The sequence below is a fragment of the Polaromonas sp. SP1 genome (assembly GCF_003711205.1).
Classification (GTDB): domain Bacteria; phylum Pseudomonadota; class Gammaproteobacteria; order Burkholderiales; family Burkholderiaceae_C; genus Polaromonas.
Map to the genome: position 1 here is coordinate 2,603,486 of NZ_CP031013.1, position 12,709 is coordinate 2,616,194.

Consider the following 12,709-nt stretch of genomic DNA (forward strand, 5'->3'; position numbering starts at 1 on the left):
TCCGGAGCGATTTCCCCGAGGAGCTGAGCTTCATTGCGCACCCATCGGGGCCCCCAGGCGGGAGCCCCGGGGTCACACAGCGATCGTTACTGTGCGCAGCCAGGTGTGTAGTCAATGCCCGTGATGTGAAATGCGTTTGGCACTGTTACAGGCGCCGCTGCCAGGTAGTCGGCCGACTCTGCCTGCTGTACCGTCAGCGAAAAATCGGCGCCTAGAAGATTCTTCCCGGCATAGTGATTGGGATGGGCGCCGTATAGGCTGGCCTGGTCGTAAGCGGCCCCCGTGCCAAAGGTCATCAGGAAGGGATTGCTGAACGAGTAAGTGATGGCACCGTCGCTAGTGGAGCTCAGTTCAGCGGTGCTGACCACGGCCGCGCCTGGGACAGACGTTATCCGTAACCCTTCATTGAGCCGCGGCATACGCACTGCCAATGTGTCGTTGGCGCACGCATTTTGCTGCAGCTGCGCGGGCGTTGTGCTGGCGTAGGACAGAGTCGGCAACGCTTTGTTCACCGTGATGGTGGTGGTAGCTGTGCTTGTACCTTGCTTCACGGTCAACGTTGTTACGCCGGCGTGCAGGATCCCGATGCGAATCTTGTCGCCTTCTACCACGGCGGACGCGACCGCACCCTTGGAACTGGGTGTGATGTCGTTGAAGCTGAACGTGATGGTTCCACCCACAACCTGATCCGGGTTGAATCCAATTGTTGGCAGGGGCATCAGAACGTCAACTTCGCCGTAGGTCCGCGTGATATTGGGCAGGAAAGCGGTGATAGGCGGGGCACCGGCGTTAACCGTGATAGAAATCGATGTCGAGCCTTCCGCGTAGTTGCCAGTTGCCGCCTGGGTGATGGTGAGGGTGGTTGTGCCTGCGGTGCCTACGGGTTCGATGTAATACCTTCCCGCCTCGGTCACCACACGTGCAATGGTGCTGCCGCTGCCGGCAATCTGGTAGGTGAAGGTCGCTGTGCCGGGGCGTGAAGATTGGGGCGGAAGCACTTCCACGCGTCTAGAGTCTGTTGCCAGCGTAAGAGGCTGCAACGCGCTCAGCGTCGTCGCTGCCGGCTGCACTTTCACGACGGTGCTCGTCTGGCGGTCCTTGTTGGCCCCGTCCCTGATCGAGCCCTTGAGCGTGTACTCACCGACGCCGACAGGGACAAGCTTGTAAGTCTCGCTGGTTTGGGTGGCCGTCACAAACTCCAACTGAGCGATATCGGTTCTCACTGTGCTGTCGTCGATACGGAACCCGGAGGGTAAGACGGAGTCGCTGAGAGACGGCGAAGTACCGTAGGTGAGGACATAAGGGTTTCTGGCGCCAGGGAACGCGTCGAGGAACGAGATTTCCGGGCCACTTATCACACGACTCAGAGAGGTCTCCCCAAGAGGCCACTGAAACTCGGGCTGCTCGATAAAGCCCGGATAGCTCCAATACTGGGGCGCGGCCAGCAGGGGCTGCACGCGAATGTCTGTGTTGTTGGGGTTGTTAAATGTGACCACATACACGTCTTCAATGTTCGGCCCGCGCGCGGAAGGCGCTGATGAGGGTACTTCTCTCCAGTAAGCGGGTGTCTCCATAAACTGCTGGTAATCCAAGTTAAACATTCCCAGCGGCAGCCTTTCCGGAGAGTTGGTCAGCACCCTGATTGTGTATTCCTGGTCGCGTAGCACCGTGCCGGGTAGTTGCTGCTTGACCTCCACCCACGGCAGTGCTTGTCCATTAATGTTGAGTGTCAGCTCGGCAGTCGCTGCTTCGTGGTTGGCATCTGCAACCTGCGTGGCGGTGAATTTCACTGTACCGCCTTGGGCGATCCACACGGTCTTCCCGTCACCGAGAAGCTTGATCGCGTTGGTGTTGGTGGTGGAGGTCACAGCGTAAGTCACGGAGGCGGTACGGGAAAGGCCGGTGGCGAGGTCGACCGACCCAGCCTGGAGTTCAAACGGCTTGTCGTTGACGGTTTTGGTGAGCGTCGACGATGAAAAACTGAGCGTGGGCTTGCCTATTCTCACTGTCACGGAGCCTCTGCTCACATCGACACCGTTCTGCATCGCGAACAGTGTGGTGGTGCCCACGCCTGTGGCCTTGATAGTGAGGCCGTTGACTGTGGCTACAGCGGTGTTTTCAACCCGGTAAGTTACAGGGCCGGCTGCGCCGGACACAGTCGATCCCAGCGTCTGACTTGCGCCGTAGGTAAATTCCACCGCGGGAACTGTGTTGGGCAATGCGCTGATGGTCAATGTAGATTCAGTGCTGCCAGCCGCGAACTGCGGGGTGGCGGCCTGCTCAGCCACCAAAATGATCGTGCCCGTGTTGAGGGGCTTCACGGTTGTGACGTTGTCCAGCGTGGTGACAGTGGCGATGGTCGCCATGGCTGGGTCTTTCAAACGATAGGTGATGGCCCCATTGCTATTGAGTGACTGCGCCGCCGGCAGATCGTTGCCGATGACATAGGCGGCTCCTGCGACATAGGTTTTAGAACCCAGTGTCCAGGTCTGGAAGACCGGGACCTCGCCAGTCAGCTGTACCTTGTACTCGGCGGTGGCGGCAGCGAAGGGCGTTGCGGCTTGCTGGGTCGCCACGATGCGGGTTTCGCCCACCTTCTTGGGTGTCACCTCGCCTGTGCTGGCATTGACACTGGCTACGTCGGGTTGGGTGCTGCTGTAGCTGATGGCGCCTCTGCTATAGGGGCTGGTGGCCGTTTGCGTGAAGGGCGTCACGTTGGTGGCCAGCCGCTGTATCTGCGCCTGGGCAAACTTCAATTGAGGCACGGTGGTGACGGACAAGCCCTGGATGGAGGGGGAAATGGCCCAAATCAAAAGGGGCGCCGCGCATAGCAGCAGCACGAGCAGATTGCGGACTCGGGTAAACAGTGTCTTCATGGGGGACGGCCCTTTCGCGGTGAAGGGGTAGGTAAAGGGATATGGAAGGGCTTTGTGGCGGCGCAGAAATTTATCGGCCGACCACGTTAAAGGTGATGACTGACGTTTGACCCGGCTGGACCACGACCGCTTCGACGGGCTGGGTGACCCCGGCGCCCGGATTGGCGAAGGCCCGTATCGCGATGCGTACGCGGCCATCAGGCGTGACGGACACCAGCCGCTCGCCGTTCAGGCCGGTGGCGTCGGGGCCCACCGGTACGCCGTTGATGGAGAGCGAGAACAAGGCCAATGCCTGCGGGCCGGACAGTGTGACCAGCAGCCCGTCTGGCGTAGCGCTCACCTGCGCGCCGTTGAGTGCAGTTTTGTCGATGCTGGCGAGCAGGTAGGGCTTGGCTGTCATGTCCACGCGTGCGAGCACGGTGGTGGGCAGCTCTATCGGCCGGCGGAAGACCTCGTCAAGCCGGTTGATGCCCCGGCCCGTGGCCGTTTGGGCCGGTGCACATGATGACGGCGAACGGCCGCCGAGTGGGACGGAGTAGGCCATCACGATCTGTGTGCTGCTGGGCGCGCTGTCGCGGCCGTTGTTGCGGGTCAATCCGACGGACCAGGGGCCGCGGCCCACGGCGAGCTGAAATCTTTCGCCGCTTACGCCGATGTTGAAGCCAGCGTCGAGGCGCCAGCAACCGGACAGCTGTTGCTGCAGGTCGGCGCTGATGTTCGCGCGGCGGTCGCGCGAGGAACTGCCGTCTTGAAAGTTATAGCGAACGGACTCGGAACCCAGGCCGAGCTTGAGCCGGGAATTGGCCCAGGGCTGCAGGCCCAGTGACACGCCCATCCCCATGAGCTGGCCGGGTGCGATGCGCCGTGGATCGATCAGGAAGCGAAGCTCGGTCGCCGTGTCCTCGGTCATCATTTTTTGGCTCATCTCCGGTGCCCGGGCCCGTGCCGTGTAGAGCCGCACCCCGGCATCGGTGATGGCGCCCATGTCCTGGAAGTCGCGTTGCAGGTTGATCCGGAAACTGCCCTGACTGACTGTGGCCTTGTCGGGACCCGAATAGAACGCGTAGGTGTCGGTGCGGCGCAGGTAACCTGCGGACACGCCGAGGTACCAGGGCTTGGGCAGTGAATACAGGCTGTTGACCACGATATCGAGCTGGTCCGAGCCCTTGACGGCGTTGATGCCCCAGGCCCAGTTTTCGTCGATCACGCGGGCGTAGTCGACGCCCACGTTGCCGCCGGTCTGGCTGTCTACGCCCAAGCGCACATCCATGCGTTCTTCGGTGTTGTCCCGGCGATACCGGATCTCGCGCTCGCCAACTGCCACGTTGCCGATCTGCAAGCTCGGCAAAGCCGGCCGGGGCCGGCTGTTGGGAAACGATGGGCCGCCATCCGCAGGCACTTCGGGCCTGCCGGCAACGGAGGCCGGAGACCGTGTGGCGGAGGTGGTTTGGGCAAGGGCAACTGGAAGTTGCGCTGCGCTGCAGGCAAGTGCCCAGCAGAAGACGGGAATGGGTCGCATGGATCGCTGTAGGCCGGAGGTTTCTATCCACAGCAGACTAAAACAGGGGCTGTTACCAATGCGTTACGCATGTAATGTGCATGTTCCCTTTCGACGTAGCGTGAGGTTTTTTCAGCTTGCGCGCCGCCTTGCACGTGCCCAAACCAGCTTCGGTCTGGCCTGGTTGGCGAAGCGCATATCGCCAGGCCCGTCGATTTGACGCTGCGTCTTCACCCAGGGCGGCTTGGAGCTCACGCCTTGATGGTCATTCGCAGGCCGTTTCAGCTGCGGCTGATTTCACGATCGGGTGAGGCGGATTACTAGCATGAAGTTGGCCTGCAACCGTTGACCTGCTTGAACATGTAGCTATGATTTTTATAGCAAGGCGTTCGAGCCATGTGCAGAGTGCTTGGCCTCGTACATCACGAAACCGACGCATCTGCTCTTGCGGCCACCCCATCCTCGCGGATGAGGCCGCGCATTTTTAGGGGAGTGCGGTGGTGAGTGTCATGGCAGCCAGTCGTAGGCTGCAGTGCGGGTGGGCAAGCCGTAGCGGGCTTCGTAGACAGGGCCCAGAAAGTACAGGCCATCCGGTGAAAAGGTGGGTGCGGCGGCATCGCGGCTGCGCGCGTCCCTCACCTCGGCCAGCCAGCCAGGCGGGTAATTGCCCTGGCCGACGGCTACCAGGCAACCCATGATGTTGCGGATCATGTGGTGCAAAAAAGCGTTGGCCTCGAACTCGAAGCGCCAGTACTTTGAGCCTGTTCCGGCGCGCTCGGAAATGTCGATCCGGCTGATGGTTTTGACGGGAGACTTGGCCTGGCACTGCGCGGCCCGGAAAGAGCTGAAGTCGTGTTCGCCGATGAGGTGCGTGATCGCCTCGCGCATGGCGGCGCCGTCCAGCGGCCGGTAGACCCAGCCGACACGCCCGGCTTCGACGCTGGGGCGCACCGGCGATTCCAGCACGACATACGCGTACCGTCGTGCGATGGCGCTGCCGCGGCAATGAAACTCGTCGGGGACTTCCCGCGCCCATTGGACGGCGATGTCTGAAGGCAGGAAGGTGTTTGTGCCGCGCACCCATGAAGCGATATCGCGCTGCAGGGGGGTGTCGAAGTGCACGACCTGCATCAGCGCATGCACGCCGGCGTCGGTGCGGCCGCAGCAGAGGGTACGGATCGGCTGGGCGGCAAATTTTGCGAGGGCGAGCTCCAGCTTGTCTTGTACGGTGTTGCCCGAGAGCTGGCTTTGCCAGCCCTCGTAAGCACTACCGCTGTAGCTGACGCCGAGTGCAATCCTCACGGTTGGACCCTGCTGGCGCGCAGTGAACGCAGTGCGTTCAGGCTGCGCTCAAGACAAGGCGTTCAGGAACGCCTGCGCCTTGACTTTCAGGGGACCGCTGGCTTCGGCCAGCACTTCCTCTGCCAGCGACCTGGCGCCATCCGTGTCGCCCAGCGAGCGGAACTCTTCAGCCAGCAGGAACTTGGTTTCCAGCGGGCTGTCGGAAGAGGCTTCCATCGCCACCGGTGCCGGGCTTTCAGTCGTGGGGCCGTTCAGGTCGAGCGACAGCGAGCCGAGGTCGAACTCCAGCATGCCGCTGTCGGCAACTGCAGGCGCAGGTGCCGGGGCGGGCGCCGCCTTGGCGGCTGCAACCGGCTTGGGTGCAGGCGTGAAAGGTTCGGGTGTGAAGTTCAGGCCTTCGGACAGGAACGAAGCGTCGGGTTCCGGTGCTTCGGGAGCTTTGGCCGCTGCCGCTGCCGGCAGTGCGACGGTGGCGCTTCCAAAGTCCATGTCCATTGACGGCTCAGGCTGGGGCTTCATGGCAACCGTAGGCTCAGGTGGCCGGGGAGCGGGTGCAGGGGGAGGGGCTGAAATCGCCACCGGGGCCACTTCAGGCTCGTCGCCAAGCGAAAAGTCCAGGTCGAGGTCCACATCCACAGAAGGCGCCGGCGGTGGCGCCGATGGCGTGATGGGAGCCGGCTGGGTCGCCATGGACAGGGTGCCACCGGGGTTGAACGATGCGCCGCCGGGCTGGCCGCCTGGCTGGTACATCGGGTTGGCGGGATCCAGCTCGCGGCCCATCTCGGTGATGTAAGCCCATTCAGGGCCGTTGCCATGGGTGAGGTTGAAGGCTTCGACGGCTACCGTTTCAAACGCCTTACTGTCCCGGCGTTTGGCATAGATTTCCATCAACTTGGCATGGATGGCCACGCGCATCGGGCTGGTGCGCATCGCTTCCTTGAGGATTTCTTCGGCTTGCAAGTCACGGCCGTAGGCCAGGTACACATCGGCTTCGGCTACCGGGTCGACGTCGCCAGCGGCGTCAAGCTGGCTAGGCGAATACACCAGTGAAGAGCCCGTGACGTTGCTCTCATTGGTGTCTATGCGCTGGCCGCCGCTGGCGCCGAAAAAAGAATCCGGCTGCAATCTGCTTTCGAGGAAAGAACTGTCAACCTGGGCCGAACTGCCGCGCTGGCGATAGCGGTAGAAACCGAATCCGGCCAGCAGCAGCAAGAGGCCGCCTGCAATGGGAAGCGTCAGCGGGTTCTCGAGCAACTCGTCAACCAGGCTGAGCTCCGGAGGAGGCGGCGGCGGGGTGACGGGTTTTTTCTTGACGACCGGTGGAGCGGCGACAACGGGTGCCGCCTCGCTGGCTGCGGCAGCGGGCTGGGATGCGGCTGCAAGCGGCGCAACACTTGAGGGTGCCGCAAGTTCAGGGGCTGCGGCGGCTGGTACGCTGCTGCTGGCGGCTTGCACAGCGGGAACCGCTGCTGTTGCCGCTGGCGCTGCGGGTGCTGTAACGGGTGCGGGGCTGGCCGGTGTCGCGGGGGCAACAGGCGCGGCGACGCTGGAAGGCGCTGTCACGGCCACGCCCGGTGCCTTGGTGGTGCCGGTTCCTGCTGCGGGTGCCGCGGCGGCGGGCGATGCAGGCGCTCCGCTCAGCTTGTTGAGGTCGCTGATGTTTTTGGACAGTTCGGCCACCCGTGTGGAGGCTTCCTTGGCTTGCCGTTCCTTGGCAATCTTGTCTTCGGCAGCCGTCGCCGGCTTGCCTTGCACTGCGCCTTTGGAGAGCGTCAGCTTGTCGGGGGTGGTGCTGGCGGGTGCGCGGTCTTCGACCTTGGCTTGCACCTTGCCGCCGGCCTGGCGGTCGGCGCCGGCCATTTGCGTTGCCGGCACGCCTTCGGCGAGTTTGCGGCGGAAAGCGTTGAAATCCTTGCTTTGCGCGACGATGGTCTGGCTGGCTTCGCTGGCGGAAATGGCGCTTGCCGTTTCGGCGCTCGGAATGTCCAGCACCGCGCCGGACTTGACCCGGTTGACGTTGCCGCCGATGAAGGCGTCAGGATTGCTTCTGAGCAGGGCGACCAGCATCTGGTCCAGCGATACGCTGGCGGGCTTGTTCTGGGCGGCGATTTTGCCGGCGGTGTCACCCGCTTTGACGGTGACCTGCTTGTCGCCGCCTGCAGGCACTTTTTCAAGGCTTGCCGCGGGCGCCTTGGCCACAGGGGCTGGGCGGGCGGGTGCGCCGGAAGAGGCGCTGGGGGAATAAGGAATGGAGGCGATGCCTTTGGCCGGCGGTGCGACAGGCAGGGGCCTGGACAGGATGGGCGCTGTCGGGGCTACGGCCGAACCCGCACCGCTGGATCGCAGCGCCGGCGGGTCAAACAGCATGGTGTAGTCGCGTGTGATGCGTCCGTTGGCCCAGTTGGCCTCAAGAATCAGGTCGACAAACGGTTCGGTGACAGGCCGGCTGCTGCTCAGGCGCAGGTAGGACCGGCCGTCGGCGCGGCGTTGCAGGCTGACCTCGACGCCGGCCACGACTGAGCCGTATTCGAGCCCTGCCGCCTTGAAGACGGCGGCGGGTGCCACGCCGGCCTTGAGGCTGGAGGCCTCATCGGGTTTGATGTCTGCGATGTCAATTTCCGCACGAAGGGGCTCGCCCAGTGCCGATTGAACCGTAATCCGGCCCAGCGCTAGCGCGTGGGCCTCCAGACTTGCCAGGCTGCCCAGAAGTGCAATGGCACTCGCCAGGGCGCCGATACGCCAACGACCGCGATTATTCATGGGGTTGTGAGCCTCCAGTGCTCGGTCTGCATGTAACTTTATTCTGCTTAAGCGCACAAAAACCTCGATGCGAATTTTCGAAAAACAACCTTAACATCAAGGCATTAGGCTGACAAGCTAAGACACCACTTAAGTTTTGACACAGCGAGTTAGCGTCAACTTACAAGTTTCGGATGTTGTCTGACGACAACGTCTTGTCACAAGTGGTTACGGGTGAGCGGCTACATGTTGGCAGCCACTCACCTCAATTAATTCAGGCTTGCAGCAGGATGCGCAGCATGCGGCGCAGCGGTTCGGCCGCGCCCCACAGCAACTGGTCGCCCACGGTGAAGCCGCCCAGGTAGTCGGGGCCCATGGCCAGCTTGCGAAGGCGGCCCACCGGGATTTGCATGGTGCCCGTCACTGCCACGGGAGTCAGATCCTTGATGGAGGCTTCACGCGTGTTGGGCACGACTTTGACCCATTCGTTGTCGGCGGCGATCATCGCCTCGATATCGGACAGGGGCACGTCCTTCTTCAGCTTGAAGGTCAGCGCCTGGCTGTGGCAGCGCATGGCGCCTATGCGTACGCAGAAGCCGTCGACAGGGGTTTCGGCCGTGCCGAAGCTGGCGCCCTGGCCGAGGATCTTGTTGGTTTCCGCGCCGCCTTTCCACTCTTCCTTGCTCATGCCGTTGCCGAGGTCCTTGTCGATCCAGGGGATCAGCGAGCCGCCCAGCGGCACGCCGAAGTTGGCGGTCTCGTCGCCGGTCAGGGATTGCTGCCTGGCAAGCACGCGGCGGTCAATTTCCAGGATGGCCGATTTGGGGTCGTCCAGCAGGGCGCGGACTTCGCTGTTCAGGGTTCCGTACTGGGTGAGCAGCTCGCGCATGTGCTGCGCGCCGCCGCCTGACGCGGCCTGGTAGGTCATGCTGGTCATCCATTCGACCAGGCCGGCCTTGTACAGCGCACCCACGCCCATCAGCATGCAACTGACGGTGCAGTTGCCGCCTATCCAGTTCTTGCCGCCCTTGGCCATGGCGTTCTGGATGACCGGCAGGTTGACCGGGTCCAGGATGATGATGGCGTCGTCGTTCATGCGCAGGGTGGAGGCCGCGTCAATCCAGTGGCCCGTCCAGCCGGCTGCGCGCAGTTTGGGAAAGACTTCAGAGGTGTAGTCGCCGCCTTGCGCCGTGATGATGATGTCGCATTTTTTCAGCGCTTCAATGTCAAAGGCGTCTTTCAGCGTGGTTTCGTTCTTCGCCTGGGCGGGGGCTTTGCCGCCGGCGTTGGAGGTCGAGAAGAAAACCGGCTCGATCAGGTCGAAGTCGCCTTCGGCCTGCATGCGGTCGATCAGGACCGAGCCGACCATGCCGCGCCAGCCGACGAGTCCCGTGAGATTGCCTTTGAGTTTCATTGCGTTGCCCTTCAAAAAGTCAAAAATAAAGCTTTTTGGCCCGGCTCATCGAGCCGGCAGGGCACGACGAACCAGGCTTGCTAGCCTTTAATGGTGGTCGTTTTGGTGATCTGGGCAAAAACCGGCGCAGCGCTGATCGCGCGCGAAGCGGCGATGAAGCGGGTGAGTGCGGGATTCTTGCGCATGGTCTTGATTGTAGCCAGACCAGCCTTTACCGGGGCTGACAGCTGCCAAAACCGCCGGCAAAGCGCCGGTTTTGGACGGTTTTGCGGCGAAAAAACGTCAGCTTAAAGCCTTCACTACGGCGTTGCCCATCTCCACCGTGCCGACTTTTGTCGTGCCCTCGCTGTAGATATCCGGCGTGCGCAAACCCTGGCTCAGCACGGCATCCACGGCTTTTTCGATGCGGGCGGCGGCTTCGGGCTGGTTCAGGCTGAAGCGCAGCATCATGGCCGCGCTCAAAATCGTTGCCAGCGGATTCGCCACGCCTTTGCCGGCAATGTCGGGTGCGCTGCCGTGGCTGGGTTCGTACAGGCCCTGGTTTTTGTCGTTCAGGCTGGCTGAGGGCAGCATGCCGATGGAGCCGGTCAGCATGGCCGCGGCGTCGGACAGGATGTCGCCGAACATGTTGCCGGTGACGACCACGTCAAACTTCTTGGGCGCTTTCACCAGCTGCATGGCGGCGTTGTCCACATACATATGGTCCAGCGCGACGTCGGGGTATTCCTTGCCGACTTCGGTGACCACGTCTTTCCAGAGCTGGAAGGTTTCCAGCACGTTGGCTTTGTCGACGCTGGTGACGCGCTTGTCGCGTTTGCGGGCCGCCTGGAAGGCGACATGGGCGATGCGCTCGATTTCAGGGCGCGAATAACGCATGGTGTCAAAGGCTTCTTCCGAGCCGGGGAAGTGGCCGTCGGGCGAGACGCGCCGGCCGCGCGGCTGGCCGAAGTAGATGTCGCCGGTCAGCTCGCGGATGATGAGGATGTCCAGGCCGGACACCAGCTCGCGTTTCAGGCTGGAGGCGTCCACCAGCTGCGCATAACAAATCGCCGGACGGAAGTTGGCAAAAAGGCCGAGGTTTTTGCGCAGGCCGAGGATGGCCTGCTCCGGGCGCAGCGGGCGGTCGAGCTTGTCGTACTTCCAGTCGCCGACGGCGCCGAACAGCACGGCGTCGGCGTCTTTGGCGAGCTTGAGTGTGGACTCGGGCAGCGGGTGCCCATGGGCCTCATAGGCGGCGCCGCCGACCAGTGCGCTTTCGGTCTCAAATTGGAGGTCGAGCGCCTTCAGTACCTTGACGGCTTCCGCGACGATTTCGGTGCCGATGCCGTCACCCGGGAGAATTGCGATTTTCATGAGATTGCCTAAAGGAGTTAAGGGTCAGAAATTGAGCTGCTTCCTGATGTCCAGGTACATGCGATCTTCGGGTGTGGTTTCCCAGTCGTAGTGTTTCCCCGAACAGGACAGGTTTAGATTGAAATAGGAAGATGCCCAGGAAACAACGATGGGCCGTGCTGCGGGCTGATCGAGCATTCGGGAGGCCAATTCGAGGGTTTCCTGCTCATGCCAAGTCGCCAGCCAGTCAGCGCGTTCCATTACGGATTCTTCAAATGCCTTTGTTCCCGGCGCGGCCAGGTTGCCCAAAGGTGCCCCGCCATCGATTTGCGCAGCCAGCGTGGCCTTGTTCTGCAGGTATTTTTCTGAACCCCAATATTCCGGAGAGCGCGGCACTTCGTGACATTTCCAGATGGCGACGCCGAAGTGACGCAAATAGGCTTTGTGGACGTCCTGGTGCATTTCGATTTTTTTCGCAAGTTCCATTCGCTTGGCCCAGGTTGGATCAAGTCGATGCCGTTCGTTTCTCTCGAGGACATTTCTCTCATGGAGAGCTTTCGCATCGGCCCTGACTGACTCCGAGAAAGCGCGGGCCGCCGCCGCGCGTGCATCCACCGGCTCCTGCGCCGACGCAAACAGAGCCTGCAACGCAAGACCACAAAACAAGGCGTTTCGCCCCAGAGCAGAAAAGTTGTAATCCGTGCCCGGCCATGAACCACGAATAGTGCGGTTGAACCATGACTTGAGCCCCGGCAGCCTGAGTTCGAAAATCTTGAATTTGTCGTCGGTGCTGTCACCCGGGAAAGTTGCGACTCTCATTTACTATCTTTTTTATAGCGGCTAGCCAAGGTGGTTATTGGGCTGGAGCACGATTTTGTTGTTAATCAGTCAGCCGGCCACGGTGTGGTTCAGCCACGGTTTGGTCGCCAGGCGCTCGGCCTCAAAGGCCTTGATCTTGTCGCTGTTGCGCAAGGTCAGGCCGATGTCGTCCAGGCCGTTGAGCAGGCAGTACTTGCGAAACGCCTGCACGTCGAAGGGGAGCTCTTCGCCTTGCGGCTTGACGATGACTTGCCGCTCCAGGTCGACCGTGAGCTGGTAGCCGGGGAAGGCCAGCGCTTCGTCAAACAGCTGGGCGACTTGTGCTTCAGGCAGCACGATGGGCAGGAGGCCGTTCTTGAAGCTGTTGTTGAAGAAGATGTCGGCGTAGCTGGGCGCGATGATGGCGCGAAAGCCGAACTGGTCGAGCGCCCAGGGCGCGTGCTCGCGCGAAGAGCCGCAGCCGAAGTTCTTGCGCGCCAGCAGGATGGAGGCGCCGGCGTAGCGCGGCTGGTTGAGCACGAAGTCGGGATTGGGTTTGCGGCTGGCCGGGTCCTGGCCGGGAAAGCCCGGGTCCAGGTAGCGCCATTCGTCAAACAGGTTGGGGCCGAAGCCGGTCTTGCGGATGGACTTGAGGAACTGCTTGGGGATGATGGCGTCGGTGTCGACGTTCTCGCGGTCCATCGGGGCGACGAGGCCCTTGTGTACGGTGAATTTCTGCATGGTGCGGCT

General features: G+C 62.1%; 8 protein-coding genes. All 8 read right to left on the reverse strand.

What is annotated here, in order from left to right:
* Positions 1 to 86 precede the first annotated feature (86 nt).
* Positions 87 to 2,876, reverse strand: coding sequence for a hypothetical protein (locus DT070_RS12285; RefSeq protein ID WP_122955658.1), 2,790 nt, complete (start codon positions 2,874 to 2,876; stop codon positions 87 to 89).
* Between the two features lie 70 nt (positions 2,877 to 2,946).
* Positions 2,947 to 4,395 (reverse strand): hypothetical protein, encoded by a 1,449-nt coding sequence (locus tag DT070_RS12290; RefSeq protein WP_153976377.1) that lies wholly within the window; start codon positions 4,393 to 4,395, stop codon positions 2,947 to 2,949.
* A gap of 486 nt (positions 4,396 to 4,881) precedes the next feature.
* Entirely contained in the window at positions 4,882 to 5,676 is a 795-nt protein-coding gene (gene truA, locus DT070_RS12295; RefSeq protein WP_122955660.1) for a tRNA pseudouridine(38-40) synthase TruA, read from the reverse strand.
* A 48-nt stretch (positions 5,677 to 5,724) separates the two neighbouring features.
* Entirely contained in the window at positions 5,725 to 8,436 is a 2,712-nt protein-coding gene (locus DT070_RS12300; protein ID WP_122955661.1) for a FimV/HubP family polar landmark protein, read from the reverse strand.
* A 253-nt stretch (positions 8,437 to 8,689) separates the two neighbouring features.
* Positions 8,690 to 9,829 (reverse strand): aspartate-semialdehyde dehydrogenase, encoded by a 1,140-nt coding sequence (gene asd, locus DT070_RS12305; RefSeq protein ID WP_122955662.1) that lies wholly within the window; start codon positions 9,827 to 9,829, stop codon positions 8,690 to 8,692.
* A 282-nt stretch (positions 9,830 to 10,111) separates the two neighbouring features.
* A complete protein-coding gene (gene leuB / locus DT070_RS12310; RefSeq protein WP_122955663.1) occupies positions 10,112 to 11,182 on the reverse strand; it encodes a 3-isopropylmalate dehydrogenase in 1,071 nt (356 codons plus the stop codon).
* Positions 11,183 to 11,206: 24 nt separating this feature from the next.
* Positions 11,207 to 11,980: a hypothetical protein gene (locus DT070_RS12315; protein ID WP_122955664.1), complete on the reverse strand. Its 774-nt coding sequence runs from the start codon at positions 11,978 to 11,980 to the stop codon at positions 11,207 to 11,209.
* 69 nt (positions 11,981 to 12,049) lie between these two features.
* On the reverse strand, positions 12,050 to 12,700 hold the full coding sequence (gene leuD, locus DT070_RS12320; protein ID WP_122955665.1) for a 3-isopropylmalate dehydratase small subunit: 651 nt from the start codon (positions 12,698 to 12,700) through the stop codon (positions 12,050 to 12,052).
* Between the last annotated feature and the right edge of the window lie 9 nt (positions 12,701 to 12,709).